Consider the following 20,085-nt stretch of genomic DNA (forward strand, 5'->3'; position numbering starts at 1 on the left):
GTCGTTAATGAGGCAGGGGATCAGTTAGTGGACACTGGGCGGGTAACCCAGACCGGCGACAGGCTGCTGCCGGAACCGGTGACGTACAGCACGGCGGCTTCGCCGCGCTCCAGGGCGACGGGTTTGACGTCGCTGACTTTCTTGTCGCCGGCATACAGGGCGAGGTTGACCTTGACCGGGTTGATCTCACGCTCGCCACGGCCTTTGGCGGCGACCGGCGTGACTACTTCGGTCTTGCCATCGGCGGTCTTCAGGGTCAGCGACTGGTCGCTGAGGTTCTGTACGCGTACCAGGGCTTTCTGCTTGTTCTTGAACGGTGGCTCTTCGATCAGTTGCGGGTTGCCGCTGCCGCTGTTGACCAGGGTGTAGTACTTGTCCGAGGCCAGCTTGACCGGCATGCTCTTGCCGCCCACCTGGGCGGTGTAGTCACCGCCTGGGAGGAAGCTGAAATCGCTGCTTGCCTGGGCGCCGACCTGCTTGATCTGGGTGTTGCCGACCGAGGCGGCGGCAGGTGCGCTGGCGGCGTTGTACAGGCGCACGAAGGTTGAACCTTTCGGTGCAGTCGGGCCGTACAACGCGGCGTCGGCACCGGCGAAGGCCTGCATCGAAGCAAGGGACAGGCCTGCTGCGAGGGTGAGGGCTTTGGCAATGGAAGTTTTGGTAGTCATGTGCATTTCCTCTCTTTCGATCAGTGGTTCGTCCGGGTGGACGACAGGGCCAGGTTTTCTTCGGATTTACGGGAGTTCTTCAGCTGGGCGATCCACTGCGGATCGAAGCTGCTGAGGTCGTTTTTCATGGGCAGATAACGTTCGGGGAATTCCCACACCACCACTTGTGGCGCGGCATTTTTGAAGGCATCGCTTTGCAGGTACTTGAGCATCGGCAACAGTGGGCCGTGGCCGTCTTCGGCGTAGTTGGCGACGTCGCTGCGCAAGGCTTGCTGCAAGGCGCCGAGGAAGTTCCAGTGCGGGTTGGCGCTGTAGCTGGTGCCGACCAGTGCGACCGGGATCTGGCTGTCGGCGAACAGCGCGTCGCCCGCATCGCCAGCGGCTTCGGCTGGGCGCGTGGTGCGTTGCTGCAGGTTGTCTGGGCTCGGCAGCAGGTTGCTGAACAGTGGGTCGAGTGGCAGGAAGTTGGTCAGGTCGCCTTTGTAGGGCGCCGTATTACCGGCTTCGGTGATGAAGGTTTGCGGGTCGCTATTGAGCAGGCTCTGGCGGCTGACCGCTTCGGCCAGGGCTTGTGCGGCGACTTCCGCACCCATTGGCGTCCAGTGCGTGTCGGTACGCAGGAACACCTGGCCGCGGGCCTTGGCCTGCTCCATGGGCGCCATCAGGTCTGGGGCGAACACGTTGGCCTGGCGGGCTTGGGCATGGAAGCGGTTGTACAGGTCGTCGTGCAGGCTGGCGGGCAGCTCCTTGCCGACGTATTCGGAATAGACCCGCGCCTTGGCCGGCACGATTGCCAGCACCAGCTGGCTGCCGTGTTGTTGCAGGGTGTCGCGCACGCCACGGATCAGCGCCAGGTTTTCCTGCATCAGTTGCTCGGCACCGGCGGTGGGTTTGAACTCTTCATCGCTGAACAGCCACTGGTCGCGGCCCAGCACCACGCCCGGGCGGCCTTCGTTGAACAGCTTGAAGTCCAGCGCCGCCCAGAGGTTGGTGCCCAGGCGTTTGATCGGGAACTGCTCGTCGTAGTGGGTCTCGGCAGCCTTGGCCAGCTTGCCGTTGAGCAGGGTCATCTGCGCGGTGCGCTGGAAGCTTTCCAGGCCGCCGGTGGACCAGGCGCCCATGCCGACCAGCAGGCCGAGGAACGTCAGCGAATAGGTAATGCGTAATGTCCGGGTCATGGTCATCAACCTCAGAACTGGAAGTAAAGGAACGGCGAGTAGCTCTGCGCCGAAAGCTTGAGGATCGAGGCCACGAACAGCAGCAGGACCAGGGCGCGGGTCATCACCCGAGTCCAGTCCAGGCCGATCGAGCCGTCGGCGTTGACCTGCACCGGGGTTGCCTTGGGTGTTGGCTTGGCATTGCGGTAGAAGTCGCGCAGGCCGAAGAACGCCAGGGTGAGGTAGGCGATCACCAGGGTGGCCACCTGCAAGCCGGTCAGCTGGGCGCGGTTGAGCTCCGACAGCTGCCATTCACCAAAGCTGAACATGGCGGCGTACATGCGCCCGGCCACGTGCAGGTTCTCGGCGCGGAAGATCACCCAGCCGATCACGACCAGCAGGAAGGTGAAGGCCCACTTGACCGGGTTGAAACGCTGCGGGTTGGTGTCGATGCCCAGCGCCCGCTCGATCGCCAGCCACATACCGTGCCAGGCGCCCCAGAGGATGTAGGTGAAGTTGGCGCCGTGCCACAGCCCGCCCAGCAGCATGGTCAGGAACAGGTTGCGGTAGGTGTTGAAGGTGCCTTTGCGGTTGCCGCCCAGGGTGATGTACAGGTAGTCACGCAGCCAGGTCGACAGGCTGATGTGCCAGCGGCGCCAGAACTCGGTGATCGACTGGCTGATGTAGGGCTGCTTGAAGTTCTCCATGAAGCGGAAGCCCATCATCAGGCCCAGGCCGATGGCCATGTCGCTGTAGCCGCTGAAGTCGAAGTACAGCTGCGCGGTGTAGGCCAGGGCGCCCAGCCAGGCATCGCCGGTGGTCGGGTTCTGCAGGGCGAAACAGTGGTCGGCCACCACCGCCAAGGTGTCGGCGATGAACACTTTCTTGATGAAGCCCTGCATGAAGCGGGTGCAGCCTTCGGAGAACTTGTCCAGGGTGTGGGTGCGGTTGTTGAACTGGTCGACCAGGTCTTTGAAGCGCAGCACGGGGCCGGCGATCAGGTGCGGGAAGATCGCCACGAACGCCGCGAAGTCGATCAGGTTGCGGGTGGCCGGGGTGTCGCCGCGGTACACGTCGATGATGTAGCTGATCGACTCGAAGATGTAGAACGAGATACCGATCGGCAGCAGCACGTGGGTGAGGATGAACGGCTCCAGGCCGAACGAGGTGATGATTGCATTGAGGCTGTCGACGCCGAAGTTGGCGTATTTGAAGTAGCCAAGGATGGCCAGGTCGACGCCCACGCCCAGCAGCAGCCAGCGCTGGGCCGGTTTGGTACGCACGCCGGCGGCGCCGACTTTCAGGCCGATCCAGTAGTTCCACAGGGTCACGCCAGCGAACAGGGCGAGGAAGTCCACCCGCCACCAGGCATAGAAGATGTAGCTGGCGATCAGCAGCAGCAGGTTGCGATAGCGTTGCCCGCTCAGGTAGTACAGGCCGAGAAAGATCGGCAAGAACAGGAACAGGAACACGTTGGACGAGAAGACCATCCCGGTTCTCCTAATTTGTTCACAGCATCCAGGGCAAAGCGCCCCCCAAACCCCCCACGCAATGTGGCGGGTTACCTAGATCCCTGTAGGAGCTGGCTTGCCTGCGATGCAAGGCGAAGCCTTGCCCAGCGATAGTCAGGGGCCGCTTCGCGGCCCATCGCCGGCAAGCCGGCTCCCACAGGGTTTTGCGTTATTTCTTCGAAGCCGCGCTCGGGTCATAGACCCGGGTCAGGTTGCCGCCGAGCCTGAAGCTGTCGAACGGCTGCATACCGTGCTTGCGATCAAGGGTGTCGCCGACGCACTGGTACAGCGCGCACCAGGGCTCGAGCCAGGCGTACTTGCTGTCGACCTTGAGGTCTTTCATGTCCTGTTTTGCACCGGCGCGTTCAGCGAAATGGCGCGGGTCACGGGCGCCGGCCAGCACGCCTTCGCCCAGGCGCTGCAGGGCGAAGTTGTTCTCGCTGCGCAGGTCCACGCCATTGACCTTGGCAAAGCTGGCGATCATCGCCAGCGGTGGCAGGGCATAGTTGTGGTAAGCGAGGGCGCGCTGCTTGCGTTTGATTTCGTTGGGCAGGAAGCCTTGGTCGTCGATCTGGTTGGCGCCGACCTTGTATTCCTTCACGGCCCAGTCGAACAGGTCGCGACGGTCGGTGGCCACGGCGGTGGCCATCACCGACCAGGCCGCCCAGTAGCTGTGGTTGTTGATCTTCTCCAGCGGCAGGTCGCTCCAGTCGCGCACGGTCTGCTCGGCCAGGCGGGCGAACCAACGCTCGATTTGCTCGGCCTCTGCCTGGTGCGCGGCCAGGGGCTGCGCGTTGGAGAACTTCAGGCGCAGCCACGATCCGCTCATGCTGCCCAGTGCCCATTTGCGCATCGACTTGCCGGTGTGGTTGTAGTCGGTGGACAGTAGGGCGTCGGCCCGCGCCCAGGTTTCGAGCCAGGCCAGCGTGCAGTCGAGCTGCGCTGGGCGGCCGTCACGTATGTACTGGCCGACCATCTTGCTGACGCCTTTCTCCAGCGTGGTGATGTCGGCCGTGGAGTCGCGGAAGGCTTTTTCCGAGGCCACGTTGAGGGTCGCTCGGGCCTTGTCGGAGCCTTCGTACTTGCTGCGAAACTGCAGCGCGCCGGTGTATGGCTTGGGGGCGGGTTCGCAGCGGAACTTGCCATCGCTGGTCTTGAGCTTTTCGATCCCCTCGTAGTAACCCAGGGGCGGTACCAGCGCGGCGTGCGCGGCGCCGCCGAACAGGGCCAGGCTGAGCAGGGCGGGGCTGATGAGTCGCTTGAATGGGGTCATGGTCGCCTCACTGGCCGGCTTGCGCGGTTTGCGCAGGCACGGCGAAGTTGTTGCGTTTGCAGAGTTTGGCCTCGACCTTCTGGGTGCCTTTCTCCGGCCCCTGGACCTCGAAGGCCAACAGGTTCTGGCTGGCCCAGTCTTCGTCTTCGCGCATCTGGAAGACGAAGCGGCCGTCGGTGTCGGAGGTTTCCGGTTTCTCCAGCTTAATGTCCTCGTGGCGGCCGTTGAGGTACCAGAGGGTGGCCTGCAGCACCTTCACCGAAGGGTCTTCGAACTTGACGTCCATCTGCAGGTTGCGGTTGATCAGGTCTTTGATCACACCGCCCTTGCCGTTGACCATCAGCTCGTTCTTGCCGGGCTTGAGCGTGGTGCTGGCGCTCATCAGTGCCGGGCGTGCGTCACAGCCATCGTCGAGCAGGCCGAGGATTTGCCGCCAGATGGTTTCCTGGTCCAGGCGATACAGCGGGGAGAACTCCCAGATCAAAATCTTCGGCGGGTTTTTCTGGAACTCTTCGCTGCCCAGGTACTGGATCATCGAACCTTCCAGGCCACCGCCAGGGAAGGCGACGTTGAGCACGTCGGCGCCGATGTACTGTTCGAGGAAGCCCGAGAAGTTGTAGTTCTTGCCGCTGTGGCTGGTGCCGACCAAGGTGATCTGCGCGTTGCCGCCATCGCCGAACAGGTCGTCGCCGCCGCTCGCGCCTTTTGGCTCGGTGGCGAACTGGTCCATGTACTGCACGGCGTAGCTGGTGCCGCAGAGCTGGCCGGCGACGTTGTGCAGGGTGCCGGTCTTGCCCATGCGCCCGGACTTCTTGGTTTCGAATTCCTTGCGTGGGATGCCTTCGAAGGCCGGCATGTGGTGCACGGTGTCGGCCACGATCTTGGCGGCGCGCTCGGCGCCATACGGCGTCCAGTGCTGGTCACCGCGGAAGTAGAAGTCTTTGCCCTGGTCGGCGGCGGCCAGTTGCTCGTTGGTCAGCGGCGACAGGTCGGGCACGTTGTAGCCCATCTTGCTGAAGCGCTGGAGCATGGCCTGGTAGTTGCCCAGGGCCTTCTGGTAGTCGAAGGCGGCTTTTTCTTCCGGCTTGAGCATGTTGCGGTTCACCAGGCCACGGGTCGGCTGGTAGACCACGACCAGTTCCACGCCGCGCTTTTTGAACGCGTCGTGCACCTGCTGCAGGCGTTTGTAGCCGGCGGGGGTGGTGTTGAACTCGGTACGCAGGTCCTCGCGGGTACGGAACAGCCAGTCGCCCTGGGCCTGTACCAGCGTGGTGAAGTTCTGCTGGTAGCGGGTGGTGTAGCGGCTGGCGTCGTGCGCCTCGGGGCACAGTTGGCAGCAGGGTTCGGCGCTGAACGTCGGGGCTTTCACCTCGTCGGCGCGCACGCCCTGGCTGATCGCCAGAAGGGCGGCGGACAGGCCCAGCAGTTTCATCAGGTGTGGAGTCATGGTCTGGGCTTCCTTAATCGATCATTTCGGTCTGGCGTTCGACCGGGTCGATCAGCACAGCCTTTTGCTGGCGCACCAGCAGGTCGAGGATTTCGTCCTGGCGCTCGCCGAGGATGCCGTTGAGGCTGATGCCGTTGGCCTTGCGCGGCGCGAGCATCGACACCTTGTACAACTCGACCGACAGCGGCGAGTCGATCGACAGGGGCCCGGAGCCGTTGGCCGCCAGCTCACCGCCCACCACGATCAGCGAGACTTTGGTATCGAACGGGTCGAGGGCGATGTCGCGGTCGGTGTCGGACAAGTCCTTGATGTGCCCGTAGACACCCACCAGGCCATTGGCCATGGCGACGTTTTCGTACAGGCGGATGTTCACGCTGTTGCGCACGCGGATGCCGTGGCGGCGGTTGTTGATCAGCTTGTTGCCCCAGATCAGGTTGTCGCCGCTTTCGTACAAGGTGATGCCGTCGGTGTGGTTGCGGTAGATCTCGTTGTAGGCGATCAGGTTGTTGACGCTGTTACGGTCGATCACCACGCCCGAGAGCTTGTTGTCGTAGCTCTTGTTGTTGATGATCCAGCTGTCGTTGACCTCACGCGAGACGATGATCCCGTGCTTTTTCTTGGTGCCGTACACCGTGTTACCGGCGATGATCAGGCGGTGCGAACGGTCGTGCGGGTCGATGCCGTAGACGATGTTGTCGCGGTAGGTGTTGTCCTTGACCACGAAGTCCTGCGTCTCGTAGCAGTAGAAGCCGTACCACATGTCGCTGAATTCCGAGCCGATGATCCAGCCGGTCGGCTCCGGGCGGCCCATGCGCTTGGCCATGTTCGGCGTGTACTGCGAGATGCTCACACCGTACGACTTGGACTTGGCGTAGCCGAAGCTGGCCATCTTGGTGTTGACGATGTAGGTCTCGGTGCCGCCCCACGACAGCAGGAAAGGGCGGAATTCCTTGGGCGAGCGGAAGGTCGCCGGGCCGTTGTCCTTCTCGCGCCAGCCGGTGACCTGGGTGTCGCTGACGAACAGCTTGCCGTCGTTGACCAGAAACGCGCCGCCCTCCTGGGACAGGCGCAGTTGCTTGACCTTGCCGTTGATTTCGAGGATGCCCTTCTGCCCGACCACGATTGGCAGGCGCGCCAGGTACACCCCTGGCTCGACTTCGCTGAGGTACTGCTTGGGTACCTTTTTGCTCAGCTCGATCAAGTCGACATGGCCGTCATCGACGAAGATCGCCTGGGGGATGCCGTGCTGGCGTTGCACCCATTCGGCGGCCTTGTTGTCGCCACCGATGAACTCCTTCAGCGACTCTTCCTGCAGCATGCGGCGCACGCTGACTTTGCCTTTGTGGCGGCGGTCGATCTTGTTCTGCACCGCCTCGGCAGTGAAGCCGCTGAGGTCGGGCAGTTTCGGTGGGTCCATGTGCAGCGGCTCGGTGGGCGCGCTGGACACGGTGTAGGTCTTGGCCTGCTGCAGTTCCTTGGCGATCACCGTGGGCTCTGCGGCGACGGCAAGGCCTGAGGCCAGCAGCAAGGCGCTGGCCAGGAGGCTGTGACGTAGGTGCGGGTGAAGGGGCATGACAAGAAATCCTCTACCGGCCTCAGAAGCGCCAGATCACGTCGACAAAGGCACGGTGCATGTACGAGTCCGCTTCCTTGCCATAGGCGTCACCTGGCTTGAACACACCGGCGCGCAGGCGCACCAGCGCGGACGGTTCGTCGATTGCCTGGCTCATCGAAGCGGGCAACAGGCCCTGCTTGAAGTACTTGGTGACGACCACGTCCATCTCCTGGCCGAGGTCTTTTTCGCCATTGATCAGCGGGCGGTTCACGCCGTTGTCGTTGACCGCAGCGTTGATGCCGCTGGAGCCAATGTTCTGCTCGCCATCGACGCGCCAGAACTTGTGGTAGATCAGGCTGGCGTCGTAGTCGTCGCGCAGTTGCCACGAGGCAAACAGGGTGGCCGCCTGCAGGTTGCCCAGCTCGCCACGGAAGGCCTCGCCGAAGCGGTGCACGCGCGAGCGGGTACCGGTGAAGTTGGAGCGGTTGCTCTCAAGGCCGGTCTGCTCGAAGTTGTTCGAGCCGTCATCGCCACCGCCGCCGCTGCCACGGGCGTAGGCCGCACCGACTTGCCAGTTGGGGTCAAGGCGCAGGCGGATGCCGAGGTCGGTGGCCCAGGCGTTGACGTCGCCGCTCTGCTTGCCGGTGGCCACTTGATCGTCGCCCACCTGTTGGCTGCTGAGCTTGTCGCGGTCACCGGTCAGCCAGGTCAGGCTGCCCCAGTAGTTGACGGTGTGGTCGTTGCGCCAGTTGTAGGCGTCACTGTTGGCTTCCAGGCCAAGCCAGGTGAGGTCGCCGGTGCGGGTCTTGTCGAGCGCGTCGATCGTCTCGCCGGGGCTTTTCAGGCTGCCGCTGTCATGGGTGTGGTGGGCACGCAGGCCGACCCAGTGGCCGGGGGTCCATTGCGTGGCGACGTTACCGTAGAGGTGCGTGCGGTCTTTGTCTTCCGGGGCCAGTTCGGTGAGGTCGGTGCGGTACTCGCTGAAACGCTGGGCCACGCCCAGGTCGGCCTTGAGCAGGGTGGTGTCGAAGGTCCAGTTGAGGGCTTCGATGTTGGTGTCGCGCCACATGCCGTCGTCGCTGCGCAGGCGCTGGCGGCCTAAGCGCAGTTGCTCGCCAGGGTACTGGGTGAGGCCGCTGTAGCCGACCCAGAACTCGCGCATGGCCAGGTAGCTTTTGTCCGGCTTGCGGCTGTCGTCACCGGTGTCGGTGGTGGTGCCGTCGTCGTTCTGGCGCAGGGTGTCGGTTTCGATGGTGTCGGTGGCCGCGACGGCCTGGCCCATGGCGTAGGCGCTCCAGTTGCCGCGCTCGCCGTACACCCAGGGGCGCAGGTCGAGGCCGAGGCCGTTGACGTCACCGCCGGGCCGGGTGCCGAGGTCGCGATCGTCTTCCGACTGGCCGGTGATTTTCACGTCCAGGCCGAAGTTTTTCTGCGCGGTCATGTCGGCCAGGGTCGGGCAGGACCACAGCAGGGCGAAGCTCAGGCCGATGCCGGCTTTCACGAAGGGATTGAGCGTCATAGCGAGTCCTCACCGTCTACTTCTTGTTCGTCGTCTTGCAGGGCTTCGAGGGCCAGGGTGCTGTTGGCGCCTTGGGCCATGCTGCCGCGCGCCTGTTTTTCCTGCGTCAGCAGGGTTTGCGCCTGGCTGCGCTGGTCTGGCGTGAGTTGCTGATCGAGTTGCTGCAGCAGTTCGGCCGACTGTGGCGTCGGGTTGGCCTGCGACAGTTGCGCGAACACCCAGGCGTTGCCCGGTTGCGGGCGGATGCCATGGCCTTCGCTGAACAGCTGGGCCAAGGCATAGTCGGCGCTGTTCTGGCCGCCACGGGCGGCAGCGAGCAGGTGGTCGACGGCCTTCTGTGGCTCGACATTGCCCAGGTAACCGCGGCGGTACAGCTGGCCCAGGTAGTAATGGGCGCTGACCTCGCCAGCGTCGGCGGCGGCCTGCAGGTGCTGTTCGGCTTTTGCCGCATCGGCGGGCAGCGTCTTGCCTTCGTAGTAGAGGCGGCCCAGCAGCAATTCGGCGCGTGGCTGTTCGGCGGCGCGGCCTTTGTCGATGTAGGCCATTAGCTGGTCGGTGTCGCCCAGCTCGGGGAAGTCGTAGACCAGTTGCGCAAGGCTGACCCACGACGCCGGGTTGGCCGGCGCCACCTGTTCGAGCAGGTCCTTGGCGGTTTTTTCGTTGGTCTGGCCGAGGCTGCGGTCAGCCAGCACACGGGCGACGCTGTCGACCCGGGTGGCCGGTACGGCGCCGCGGGCATAGGCTGCCTTGAGCTGGCCGAGCAGGGCGGCTTGCTGGTCGGGCTGGCCGCGCTTCTGGTACACGGTGGCCAGCTCGACGTAGCAGATGTCGGTGGTATTGAGCGCGGCTTTGCAGATGCTCTCGACCTCGCCCAGGTGCTGGTCGTAGGTGCCTTGGGTGCGATACAGCAGCACCTGGGCCAGGCCCGCTTCCGGGTTGCCGGCGGCGCGCCACTGGTCGATCTGTTGCTGCGCGTTGACGTTGGGGAAGCTCTGCGGGTATTGCAGGTAGAGCATCGCCAGCGGGATCAAGGTATTGCTTTCGCCTTGCTGCGCGGCGCGTTTGAGCAGCGTTTCGGCCTCTTCACGTTCAGCCTGGGTGCTGTCGGGCTTGGCCACCAGCAGGCGGCCTAGCCGAGCCTGGGCCCGTGGCGAAGTGGAGGCTGCGGCGCGGTAGGTAACTTCGGCTTGCTTGATCTGCGCGGGGTCGCGGGTGGCGACCTTGATGTCGGCCAGGCCGACTTGCGCATCGCTGTAGCCGAGGTCGGCCAGGGCCTTGTAGTTGCGCTCGGCCAAGGCGGTGTCGCCGCGCTTGAGGGCTTCGTTGGCCAGGCGCTGGTCAGGCAGGCCGGCACAGCCGGCGAGCGTGATGGCGGCGGCTAGGGCGCACATCCCAAGGTTCACTCGGGCCCTGTGGGAGCCGGGTTGTGTGCTAGTCATCGGCTTGTCCTCTTAGAGCCCACGGGCCACGGCTTTGTCGATCAGCCAGTTGAACGACGGCCCGCGGTCGCTGCTGACCGAAGCAGGGCGCCCGGCAAGTTCTGCTGGCAGGCCGCTGTCAGGCTTGATCTGCACACGGATGTCGGAGGCCAGGTCTTCGCTGTTGAGGCTGGCGCTGCTGACGATCTGGCCGGTGCGCACTTCGTCTTCGCCGGCCACCTGGAAGTTGACCCGGGTGCCGGGCGTGACCTCGTCGAACTGGCGGTAGCTGAAGCGCGCTTCGACCATCGGGTTGGTGGTGCGTGGGATCAGCTGGAAGATCGGTTGGCCCTTGGCGGCGTACTGGCCGTCATCCACCAGTTGGCGGGCGACCACGCAATCGCAGGGGCTGGTGAGGGTGCCGGAAAGCTGCTTGCCGAACAGTTCCTCAACCTTGGCCGGCTCCAGTTGCGAGTCGTCCAGGTGGCCTTTGAGCATGTCCAGCATGCTGGTGCTGAAACTCGCCAGGGGCGCGCCCTTGACCACTTGGCCGCCGCTTTCGACCAGGCTGTTCACGGTGCCGTCGCGGGGCATGGTGACGCGGGTGGTGGGCACTGCCACCACGCCAGCTTCGGCGTGGCTGACGAAGTACATGCCGTACAGCGACTTGGCAACGAAACCGAAGGCGGCCACGCCGATCACGAACACGCCGAGGGTCACGCTGACCGCCTTGAGGCGGCCAAAGGCGGTCAGGCCGGCACCGCCATCCTTCTGCTTGCGCGCCTTGGTGAAGTTATCGCGCTGCAGCGTGCTGAGCACATCACCGATGCTGATCAGCTCACCCGACAGGTGGCTGGTGATGATGTGCCGCAGGGTGGCGATGTCGCGCGGCTCCAGGTTCTGGAACTGCGCGCCAGTACGGCCATTGCTGGGGTTGAAGGAGCGCACCTGGAACTCGATGTCGATCGACAGGCCCAGGTTGTCGACCACGAACTGCAGCCGCCCGCGCAGCACTTCGCCCACCGACAGTTGCTGTTTGGTGTGGAAGCTCAGGCCACCGGCGGATAGGTCATCGACCTTCACTTCGTGGGTTTGGCGCTGGTTATCCAGAAAGCGCAGCTTGGCTGGAATGCGCACCCGGGCGTGTTGGCGCTGGGCTTCGGACTCATGCACGACGTTGACGTTCACGGCGGTATTCATGGTGGTTTGTTCCTGTTAGATCCGATCCGGTTGGGCTCACACGACCATGAACAGCACAGCAACGAAGATGCTGGCCGCCGAGAAGGTCATGGTCCGCGAGGACCAGGTGTTGAACCATTGTTGAAAGCTGGCGAGGTCACGTTTTAGGGCAGTGGGCTGGCGGGTCCAGGACTGCTTGTCGAGGCGGAAGAACACGTAGATCTTCATCATCGCGCCGACGATCTGGTTGTAATAAAGGATCAGCGGATAGGCCGGCCCGACCTTGTGCCCGGAGCACAGCAGCATCACGGTCAGGATCAGGCGAGTGATGCCGATCCACAGCAGGTACACCAGCAGGAAACCCAGGCCAAACTTGAGGCTGGCGATCACCGCCACGGTCAGGCCCAGCAGGCTGGTCCACATCGACACGCGCTGGTCGAACAGGACGATGCTGGTGAACAGCCCCAGGCGCCGCAGGCCCAGGCCCAGCGCGCGGGAGTTCTGCCGCAGGTTGTTGCCGTACCAGCGGTACATCAGTTTGCGGCTGGCCTTGAGGAAGCTTTTTTCGGGCGGGTGCTCGACGGTGTTGATGGCGGCATCCGGCACGTAGAAGGTGTCGTAGCCCAGGCGCATCAGGCTGAACCAGCTGGACTTATCGTCACCGGTGAGGAACTTGAAGCGGCCCAGGCGCCAGTGCATCAGCGAGTCGCTTTCGACGTCGGCGATGAACTCGGGGTTGGTCACCACACTGGCGCGGAACATCGACATGCGCCCGGTCATGGTCAGCACGCGCTTGGACAGGGCCATCGAACACATGTTGATGTGGCGCTGGGCGAAGCGCAGCTTGTGCCACTCGCTCATGATGTAGCCGCCGCGCACTTCGCAGAATTCGTTGGTGGTCAGGCCACCGACATTGGGGTAGAGCTTGAACCACGGCACGGTCTTGCAGACCACGCCATCGGCCAGCACGGTGTCGCCGTCGATCACGGCCACCACGGCGTTTTCGTCTGGCAGCATCCGCGAGATGGCGCGAAAACCATAGGCCAGGCCGTCACGCTTGCCGGTGCCGGCGATGCGCACGATGTCCAGCTTGACGTGTGCCGGCGGGTTGTATTTGGCCCACAGGCTTTTCACCAGCAGTTCGTCCGACATCTCCACCAGCGAGCAGACCACGGTGGTGGGGAAGCCGCAGTTGATGGCTTCGCGGATCACCGAGCTGTACACCTGCGCGGTGGTCAGCGCATCGATACGAAAGCTGGTGACCATCAGGTACACGTGGGACGGGTCCGCAGCCTTGCCTAGCTTCTGCACCTTGCGGCGCAGGTACGGGTAGACGGCGTACAGGAAGATCATGCCGCGGATGAAATGGGTGGCGCCCATCGAATAGCGCCAGATGCCGACTGCGCCGACCAGGAAGATGAAGTGCTTCGACTGCGAGTCGAAGATATCGGCCGGCAGGGCCAGGGCGATCAACATGAGCAGGCTCATGTAGAGCAGCCACCCGGCGCACTGCAACAGCACTGTCTGGAGCCTTTGCATGTTCAGCATCCGTCGCGAAATCAGGGAAGGAAGGGCAGCGCTTGTCCCCTGAGGAGCACCTGCGCTGCCCGGCCAAGGGTGTTACCAGCAGATGCCTTCGGTACGGCTGGTGCCGCAGGTGGCTTTGCTCATGAAGCCCACCAGGTCGATCACCTGTTTGCCTTCCGGCGCTTGCTGGGCAAGGGCGCGGAACTGCTCGTCACGGTTGCCCAGGACGATGATGTCGGCGTTGTCGATGACCTGCTGGAAGTCGGCGTTGAGCAGCGAGGAAACGTGCGGGATCTTTGATTCGATGTAGTCCTTGTTGGCGCCGTGAACACGGGCGTACTGGACGTTCTCGTCGTAGATGCCCAGCTGGTAGCCCTTGCCGATCAGGCGCTCGGCCAGTTCCACCAGCGGGCTTTCACGCAGGTCGTCGGTGCCGGCCTTGAAGCTCAGGCCGAGCAGGGCGACCTTGCGCTTGTCGTGGGCTTCGATCAGCTCGAAGGCGTTCTGCACCTGCGACTCGTTGCTGGCCATCAGCGAATCGAGCAGTGGCGCTCGCACGTCGAGGCTGGCGGCGCGGTAGGTGAGGGCGCGCACGTCCTTCGGCAGGCACGAGCCGCCGAAGGCGAAGCCTGGGCGCATGTAGTACTGCGACAGGTTCAGTACCTTGTCCTGGCAGACCACGTCCATCACGTCGCGACCATCGACACCGACTGCCTTGGCGATGTTGCCGATCTCGTTGGCGAAGGTGACCTTGGTGGCGTGCCACACGTTGCAGGTGTACTTGATCATCTCGGCCACTTCGATCGGCTTGCGGATGATCGGGGCGTCGAGTTCTTCGTACAGGCTTTGCAGCACGTCGCCGCTGGCGCTGTCCAGTTCACCGATGACCGTCATCGGTGGCTGGTCGTAGTCCTTGATCGCGGTGCTTTCGCGCAGGAACTCAGGGTTGACTGCAACACCGAAGTCGACCCCGGCCTTTTTGCCCGAGCAGTCTTCGAGGATCGGGATCACCACGTTCTTCACGGTGCCCGGCAGCACGGTGCTGCGGACCACGATGGTGTGGCGACGGGTGGTGTCACGCAGCACGTAGCCGATTTCGCGGCACACCGACTCGATGTACTCAAGGCCCAGGTCGCCGTTCTTCTTGCTGGGCGTACCGACGCAGATCATCGACACATCGCTGGCGCGGATGGCCTCGGCGAAGTCGGTGGTGCCGCGCAGGCGGCCATTGGCGATGCCCTGTTGCAGCAGTGCTTCCAGGCCAGGTTCGACGATGGGCGACTTGCCCTGGTTGATCAGGTCGATCTTGGTGCTGGACACGTCCACACCAATCACTTCATGGCCTCGCGCCGTCAGGCAGCCTGCACAGACCGCCCCTACATAACCCAAACCAAAGATGCTGATACGCATCGCTATCACCTCATGTGTGTTTATCACGCCGGCTCCTTCGGAAAGAGCCGGGCCAGGTTGATTAACAACAGTTTTTGGGCGCACGGGTCCATGGCGAATGCACACTTCGCCGAGCGCAGGCAAAATTATTCCGGAGCGCGAAAAGTTATGCGCTCAAACTTGGCAGTAAAAAGCCATTATTAAAAAACGTGCCTTGGCGTGCAGCCGTCTTTATTGCAATGCGCTACGTGGCGCGCTGCTGTGCTTGTTTTTTCAAGTGGATAAATCCTTTGAAATCAACCACTAGGACGATTTGTAAGGGCGCGTCTCTCCTGCGTGGACAGGGCTCTTGGGGGGTGCCCGTTATACCTGTCGAAGTTGCTTTGGCGGGCAGTGGATACCTGCCTTTGTCATCTGTAAGTCATCTCTCACAGCCCAGGGGCAGGAAAATCGTTACGGCACTATGAGCGATCCGGTATGACAGAAGTTCCTGGCTGGGTTTTGCCCGGATGAAAGATTTCTAAATAATTCTTCAGTGATAAATAGTTTCAATCTGATAGCACTGGGGTGTTTCGTCCCGGTATATAAAGGGCGGGATTGAGGGGGGATGTTTTAATGCCAGTATCGAAAAATATTTTTCAAAAAACGTCAAAAAAGGTACGAACGGTCTTATGGCGTTTGGCGATAAAGGGTGGGGTGGTGGTTTTTTGGCGTCGGGATTGTGGCGTGATGGCGGTTTGATTGGGGCCGGTGTTGGGGGAGGGGGATGGCGGGGATTTTCTCTGGTTTCGAGATCGAGCGCCGCCCGCGCGGCGCTCGATCTCAACGGCGACGATACCGTCGGGGAGAGCTTCAAGCCTGCGCGTGATCCCGCAAAAACACCAGGTGATCCGCCTTCGACTGCTCGGCACTGTAGTAGTACCCCTGCACGTCGAACTGCTTCAACTGCTCTGGGTCGTTGATGCGCTGCTCGATCACGAAGCGGCTCATCATCCCGCGGGCTTTCTTGGCGTAGAAGCTGATGATCTTGTACTGGCCGTTCTTGAAGTCCTTGAAATCGACGTTGATCACGCGGGCCTTCAGGGCGCTGCGTTTTACCGCGCTGAAGTACTCATTGCTGGCCAGGTTCAGCAGCACGTCATCACCTTGGTCGGCCAGGGCCTGGTTCAGCCATTCGCTGATGCGCGTGCCCCAGAAGGCATACAGGTCCTTGCCGCGGGCATTGGCCAGCTTGGTGCCCATTTCCAGGCGGTACGGCTGCATCAGGTCGAGCGGGCGCAGCAGGCCGTACAGGCCAGAGAGCATGCGCAGGTGGTCCTGGGCGTAGCTAAAGTCGTCTTCGCCAAGGCTCTCGGCGTCCAGACCGGTGTACACGTCACCTTTGAACGCCAGCAACGCTTGCTTGGCGTTGGCCGGGGTGAAGTCTGGAGTCCAGCTGCCGAAACGGGCGGCGTTGAGGCCGGCGAGTTTGTCGGACAGGTGCATCAGTTCACTGATCTGGGCGGGCGACAGCTCGCGCAGTTGCACGATCAGTGCCTGGGAGTCGTCCAGGTACTGGGGCAGGGTGAAACGCTCGGTCACCGGCGGGGTGTCGTAGTCGAGGGTCTTGGCGGGGGAAATCACCGTCAGCATCGGGTCGGCTCCTGGAATCGTTGGCGGGGATTCTACGGGCTGGGCCTGGCAAGTCCAAACTATGCCGACGATAGTCACAGACCATCGCTAAGCCAGGCGCTATAGTGCGCGTTTTGCTGTTGCGGAGCTTCCCACCGTGCGCATTGCATCGGCCTTGCTGGCCACGCTGTTGAGCTTGGCCGTGCAGGCCGCCCCATCACCCCAGGCAAGCCTGGACCGCAGCCTGTGGCCCGAGCAGTTGGACAGCCCGGCGCTGTTCGATGTGGCCTCGCGGGCCGAGATCCTCTCGTTCGCCCAGGTGCTGCACGAGAGCGAACTGCTGGACGATGGCGCACTGGCGGCCCGGCTAGGGTTGCGGCAGATCAACCTGCAAAAGGTCCGCCTGGTGCGGGCACGCCTGTGGCAGCGTTTGTGGCAGGGTTATCAACAGGCCCAGCGCAGCTGCGAACAGGATGCTTCGTTCTGCTACCCGGTCACGTCGATGGCGGAATTGCGTACGCAAGCAGCGACGTTCGCTGCAGATGTCGGCACGTTTTATACAGGCTGGATCGAGCCGAGCCATCAGTTCCATGTCCGTTACCTGGATGAGCAACTGCGCAAGGCCGCCCTGTTGCCGAACACCAGCAGCGAGGTCGAGCGCCTGTCCAACCGGGAACGCAATGGCGATGAGCTCAACGATCGCATGTTCCTGCTGACCTTCGTGGGGGGCCCAGGGCCCGACGGCGGCTATACCGATACCCTCACCCATTACCTGCGCCGGCAAAAGCTTGAAGGCACGTTCTTCGTGCTTGGCAATCGCCTGCAGCAACGCCGTGACGCTGCCACCGTGCAGGCCCTGCGACAGCTCTATCGCGGGCAATGCGTGGGCATTCAGGGCTGGGAATACCGCTCTCATGCCCAGTGGCAGGGCTGGCAGGATTCGTTGCGGCGCAGCCAGGCGCGGGTGCAGGCTGACCTGCCAGCGCAGTACGTGCCGCTGTTCCGCCCGCCTTATGGCCAGCGTCGGGCCGATGGCGAAGCGTTCATGGCCAGCCAGCAGTTGCAGGTGTCGTTGTGGGATATCGATGCCCAGGATGAGGGCGTGTTGAGCGCAGAGGCCTCGGCGCAGCGGGTGCTGACCTTGATGCTGCTATGGCGCAAGGGGGTGATCCAATTCCATGACAGCCTGCCCAAGGCACAGCCGGCGGTGGAATGGTTGCTGCGCAACACCGCCCAGAGCGGCATCGGCTGGGAGGGCTGCCACGCTTATGGGCATCGTGAGCAAGGGGACTAATATCTGACTGTAGACCTCACTTGCCCCCTCGCCAACCCCTGTTCGTCATTCGGAAAAATAAACTTCACCTGCGCGTAAAAATGCTTTTTTTAGTCATCGTTTATGCGGTATGAAGAAACCAGACAGCCGAGCCCTGCAGCACAGGTGGCGTCATCCACCGTGTCAGGTTCGCTTCCCGCCCGTAGCAACGCGGATACGGGAAGACCGGCAGTCACTCTGCGGCGCAGCAGACCGCGCCGTGTGGCTTCGACATAAGGTGACCGAGTATGGATGACCAAGGACGCAACCCTTCCTCCAGCAAGCCAATCCTGTATGTGCTCGATACCAACGTCCTGATTCACGACCCCAACGCACTGCTCAACTTCGAGGAGCACCACGTCGCCATTCCGATGACGGTGCTGGAGGAACTCGACAAGCTCAAGACCGGCAAACAAAGCATCGCCGCCGAATGCCGCCAGGCCATTCGCCTGATCGACCAGACCTTAGGTAACGCCTCGCCCAGCGATGTCGAGCAGGGCGTGCCGATCCAGCGCAACAAGAGTGGGCCCAAGGGCTTCCTGTCCATCCTGATGACCCCGCGCAACGAGCCGAACAAGCTGCTGCCGGAAAACCTCAACGACAACATCATCATCAACCAGTTGCTCGAAGTACGGGCCCGGCGCACCGACCTTGACGTGGTGCTGGTCACCAAAGACATCAACATGCGCCTGAAGGCGCGCGCCTGCGGTATCGCGGCCGAGGACTACAGCACCGACCAGCTGGTCGATGACGTGTCGCTGTTGTCCAAGGGCTATCATTCGGTCACCGGCTCGTTCTGGGACCGGGTCAGCAAGGTCGACACCCGCCAGGAACGGGGCCGCACCTGGCACCGTGTGCAAATGATCGACAACCTGCCGGCAGTGCATATCAACGAGTTCATCATCGATGAACAAGGCTTCGTCGGCTGGATCAAGGGCATCCGCGATGATGAACTGCTGCTGCTCGACCTGCATCAGGAACCCCTGTTGCACCAGGAAGCCTGGGGCCTGAAACCGCGAGACATCCATCAGAGCCTGGCCCTGTTCGCCTTGCTCGACCCGGATATCCACCTGGTCAACCTGACCGGCGCCGCCGGCTCGGGCAAGACCATCCTGGCCCTGGCCGCGGCCATCGAGCAGACCATGGTCAGCAAGCGTTACCGGCGCATCATCGCTACCCGCAGCGTGCAGGGGCTGGACCAGGAGATCGGCTTCCTGCCGGGCACCGAAGCGGAGAAGATGGAGCCCTGGCTGGGTGCCATCACCGACAACCTCGAAGCCTTGCACATGGATGACGAGAGCACCCACGGCAGTGTCGAGTACATCCTTGAGCGGGTGCCGCTGCAGTTCAAGTCGCTGAACTACATTCGCGGTCGCAGCTTCCAGCAGAGCCTGATCCTGATCGACGAGTGCCAGAACCTCACGCCGCACCAGATGAAAACCATCATCACCCGTGCCGGCTCCGGTTCCAAGGTGGTCTGCCTGGGCAACCTGGCGCAGATCGATACCCCTTACCTGTCCGCGACCAGCTCGGGACTGACCTACCTGACCGAGCGCTTCAAGGACTTCCCCCATGGCGTGCACATCACCCTGCAGGGTGTGCCACGGTCGGTGCTGGCCGAGTACGCCGAGTCGCATTTGTAACCCATCTAGCCGGGCGGTGCACCGCCCGGCCTCTTCGCGGGACAAGCCCGCTCCCACAGTAGATCCACTCGATTCAAGGGCAGCACCGACAGTACATGCCACTGCTCAAACCTGACCCACAGGTTTACACTCTGTGTTCCCTTCACAGGAGCAGAGCAGTGCTGACACATCTTGATTCCCAGGGGCGGGCCAACATGGTCGACGTCACTGAAAAGGCCGTAACCGAGCGCGAGGCGATTGCCGAGGCGCGGGTGCGCATGTTGCCGCAGACCTTGCAGATGATCGTCGACGGTGAGCACCCCAAGGGCGATGTGTTCGCCGTGGCGCGCATTGCCGGTATCCAGGCGGCGAAAAAAACCAGCGACCTGATCCCGCTGTGCCATCCGCTGATGCTGACCAGCGTCAAGGTCGAGCTCAGCGCCGAAGGGCAGGACGCAGTGCGCATCGTCGCCCGCTGCAAGCTGGCCGGCCAGACCGGCGTCGAGATGGAGGCACTGACCGCTGCCAGCGTTGCCGCACTGACGATCTACGACATGTGCAAGGCCGTGGACAAGGGCATGGTGATCGAGCAGGTGCGCCTGCTGGAAAAACTCGGCGGCAAGAGCGGCCACTACAAGGTGGACGCGTGATGAAGGTCAAGGTGATGTATTTCGCCCGTTACCGGGAATTGCTCGGGCTCGATGCCGAACGCGTGGAAGGTGACTTCGCGGTGATCGACGATGTGCGCAAGGCGCTGGTGGCCAAGGGCGGGCACTATGAATTGCTGGCGGAGCAGAACCTGATGTGCGCGCGCAACGAAGAGCTCTGCCGGCTCGACGAGCCGCTGCAAGAGGGCGACGAAGTGGCGTTCTTCCCGCCGGTGACCGGAGGCTGAGC

Annotated in this window: 16 protein-coding genes; 4 read left to right on the forward strand and 12 right to left on the reverse strand. The window is 62.9% G+C overall.

What is annotated here, in order from left to right:
• Positions 1–20 precede the first annotated feature (20 nt).
• The 12 genes from ACMCNM_RS06125 to yaaA all read right to left on the reverse strand — a co-directional run bounded on the left by ACMCNM_RS06125 (position 21) and on the right by yaaA (position 16,275).
• Positions 21–668 (reverse strand): alginate O-acetyltransferase AlgF, encoded by a 648-nt coding sequence (locus ACMCNM_RS06125; protein ID WP_412764087.1) that lies wholly within the window; start codon positions 666–668, stop codon positions 21–23.
• Positions 669–688: 20 nt separating this feature from the next.
• On the reverse strand, positions 689–1,846 hold the full coding sequence (locus ACMCNM_RS06130; RefSeq protein ID WP_412764088.1) for an alginate O-acetyltransferase: 1,158 nt from the start codon (positions 1,844–1,846) through the stop codon (positions 689–691).
• Between the two features lie 11 nt (positions 1,847–1,857).
• A complete protein-coding gene (locus ACMCNM_RS06135) occupies positions 1,858–3,315 on the reverse strand; it encodes an MBOAT family O-acyltransferase (RefSeq protein ID WP_412764089.1) in 1,458 nt (485 codons plus the stop codon).
• 190 nt (positions 3,316–3,505) lie between these two features.
• Positions 3,506–4,609, reverse strand: a complete 1,104-nt coding sequence (locus ACMCNM_RS06140) for a mannuronate-specific alginate lyase (RefSeq protein ID WP_412764090.1) — start codon at positions 4,607–4,609, stop codon at positions 3,506–3,508.
• A 7-nt stretch (positions 4,610–4,616) separates the two neighbouring features.
• Positions 4,617–6,056 carry an alginate O-acetyltransferase gene (locus tag ACMCNM_RS06145; RefSeq protein WP_085273970.1) on the reverse strand — a complete coding sequence of 480 codons (1,440 nt, stop codon included), beginning with the start codon at positions 6,054–6,056 and terminating at the stop codon, positions 4,617–4,619.
• Between the two features lie 13 nt (positions 6,057–6,069).
• The gene (gene algG / locus ACMCNM_RS06150; RefSeq protein WP_186702499.1) at positions 6,070–7,629 is read right to left on the reverse strand and encodes a mannuronan 5-epimerase AlgG; all 1,560 of its coding nucleotides are present in this window, start codon (positions 7,627–7,629) and stop codon (positions 6,070–6,072) included.
• A gap of 22 nt (positions 7,630–7,651) precedes the next feature.
• Positions 7,652–9,130, reverse strand: coding sequence for an alginate export family protein (locus ACMCNM_RS06155; RefSeq protein WP_085273971.1), 1,479 nt, complete (start codon positions 9,128–9,130; stop codon positions 7,652–7,654).
• The gene (algK, locus tag ACMCNM_RS06160; RefSeq protein WP_412764091.1) at positions 9,127–10,569 is read right to left on the reverse strand and encodes an alginate biosynthesis TPR repeat lipoprotein AlgK; all 1,443 of its coding nucleotides are present in this window, start codon (positions 10,567–10,569) and stop codon (positions 9,127–9,129) included. The genes ACMCNM_RS06155 and algK overlap by 4 nt, the downstream gene beginning before the upstream one ends.
• A gap of 12 nt (positions 10,570–10,581) precedes the next feature.
• Positions 10,582–11,748 carry a PilZ domain-containing protein gene (locus ACMCNM_RS06165; protein ID WP_412764092.1) on the reverse strand — a complete coding sequence of 389 codons (1,167 nt, stop codon included), beginning with the start codon at positions 11,746–11,748 and terminating at the stop codon, positions 10,582–10,584.
• Between the two features lie 36 nt (positions 11,749–11,784).
• Entirely contained in the window at positions 11,785–13,266 is a 1,482-nt protein-coding gene (locus tag ACMCNM_RS06170) for a glycosyltransferase family 2 protein (RefSeq protein ID WP_172960386.1), read from the reverse strand.
• An 81-nt stretch (positions 13,267–13,347) separates the two neighbouring features.
• Positions 13,348–14,664 carry a nucleotide sugar dehydrogenase gene (locus ACMCNM_RS06175; protein ID WP_027595311.1) on the reverse strand — a complete coding sequence of 439 codons (1,317 nt, stop codon included), beginning with the start codon at positions 14,662–14,664 and terminating at the stop codon, positions 13,348–13,350.
• Positions 14,665–15,495: 831 nt separating this feature from the next.
• The gene (yaaA, locus tag ACMCNM_RS06180) at positions 15,496–16,275 is read right to left on the reverse strand and encodes a peroxide stress protein YaaA (protein WP_186702500.1); all 780 of its coding nucleotides are present in this window, start codon (positions 16,273–16,275) and stop codon (positions 15,496–15,498) included.
• 136 nt (positions 16,276–16,411) lie between these two features.
• On the opposite strand from yaaA, the gene ACMCNM_RS06185 reads away from it, so the two are divergent.
• The 4 genes from ACMCNM_RS06185 to moaD all read left to right on the forward strand — a co-directional run bounded on the left by ACMCNM_RS06185 (position 16,412) and on the right by moaD (position 20,083).
• Positions 16,412–17,548: a polysaccharide deacetylase family protein gene (locus tag ACMCNM_RS06185; RefSeq protein WP_412764093.1), complete on the forward strand. Its 1,137-nt coding sequence runs from the start codon at positions 16,412–16,414 to the stop codon at positions 17,546–17,548.
• Between the two features lie 266 nt (positions 17,549–17,814).
• Complete coding sequence (locus ACMCNM_RS06190) at positions 17,815–19,209, forward strand: PhoH family protein (RefSeq protein ID WP_027595314.1); 1,395 nt, start codon at positions 17,815–17,817, stop codon at positions 19,207–19,209.
• 158 nt (positions 19,210–19,367) lie between these two features.
• On the forward strand, positions 19,368–19,838 hold the full coding sequence (moaC, locus tag ACMCNM_RS06195; RefSeq protein ID WP_027595315.1) for a cyclic pyranopterin monophosphate synthase MoaC: 471 nt from the start codon (positions 19,368–19,370) through the stop codon (positions 19,836–19,838).
• A complete protein-coding gene (moaD, locus tag ACMCNM_RS06200; RefSeq protein ID WP_186677991.1) occupies positions 19,838–20,083 on the forward strand; it encodes a molybdopterin converting factor subunit 1 in 246 nt (81 codons plus the stop codon). The genes moaC and moaD overlap by 1 nt, the downstream gene beginning before the upstream one ends.
• Positions 20,084–20,085 lie beyond the last annotated feature (2 nt).

The sequence above is a fragment of the Pseudomonas sp. NGC7 genome (genome assembly GCF_047159675.1).
Taxonomy (GTDB): Bacteria; Pseudomonadota; Gammaproteobacteria; order Pseudomonadales; family Pseudomonadaceae; genus Aquipseudomonas; species Aquipseudomonas kermanshahensis.

Excerpts from the sequence above, each read along its gene's own strand:
- ACMCNM_RS06125 (WP_412764087.1), bottom strand. The coding sequence starts at position 668 with ATGACTACCAAAACTTCCATTGCCAAAGCCCTCACCCTCGCAGCAGGC.
- ACMCNM_RS06130 (WP_412764088.1), bottom strand. The coding sequence starts at position 1,846 with ATGACCCGGACATTACGCATTACCTATTCGCTGACGTTCCTCGGCCTG.
- ACMCNM_RS06135 (WP_412764089.1), bottom strand. The coding sequence starts at position 3,315 with ATGGTCTTCTCGTCCAACGTGTTCCTGTTCCTGTTCTTGCCGATCTTT.
- ACMCNM_RS06140 (WP_412764090.1), bottom strand. The coding sequence starts at position 4,609 with ATGACCCCATTCAAGCGACTCATCAGCCCCGCCCTGCTCAGCCTGGCC.
- ACMCNM_RS06145 (WP_085273970.1), bottom strand. The coding sequence starts at position 6,056 with ATGACTCCACACCTGATGAAACTGCTGGGCCTGTCCGCCGCCCTTCTG.
- algG (WP_186702499.1), bottom strand. The coding sequence starts at position 7,629 with ATGCCCCTTCACCCGCACCTACGTCACAGCCTCCTGGCCAGCGCCTTG.
- ACMCNM_RS06155 (WP_085273971.1), bottom strand. The coding sequence starts at position 9,130 with ATGACGCTCAATCCCTTCGTGAAAGCCGGCATCGGCCTGAGCTTCGCC.
- algK (WP_412764091.1), bottom strand. The coding sequence starts at position 10,569 with ATGACTAGCACACAACCCGGCTCCCACAGGGCCCGAGTGAACCTTGGG.
- ACMCNM_RS06165 (WP_412764092.1), bottom strand. The coding sequence starts at position 11,748 with ATGAATACCGCCGTGAACGTCAACGTCGTGCATGAGTCCGAAGCCCAG.
- ACMCNM_RS06170 (WP_172960386.1), bottom strand. The coding sequence starts at position 13,266 with ATGCAAAGGCTCCAGACAGTGCTGTTGCAGTGCGCCGGGTGGCTGCTC.
- ACMCNM_RS06175 (WP_027595311.1), bottom strand. The coding sequence starts at position 14,664 with ATGCGTATCAGCATCTTTGGTTTGGGTTATGTAGGGGCGGTCTGTGCA.
- yaaA (WP_186702500.1), bottom strand. The coding sequence starts at position 16,275 with ATGCTGACGGTGATTTCCCCCGCCAAGACCCTCGACTACGACACCCCG.
- ACMCNM_RS06190 (WP_027595314.1), top strand. The coding sequence starts at position 17,815 with ATGGATGACCAAGGACGCAACCCTTCCTCCAGCAAGCCAATCCTGTAT.
- moaD (WP_186677991.1), top strand. The coding sequence starts at position 19,838 with ATGAAGGTCAAGGTGATGTATTTCGCCCGTTACCGGGAATTGCTCGGG.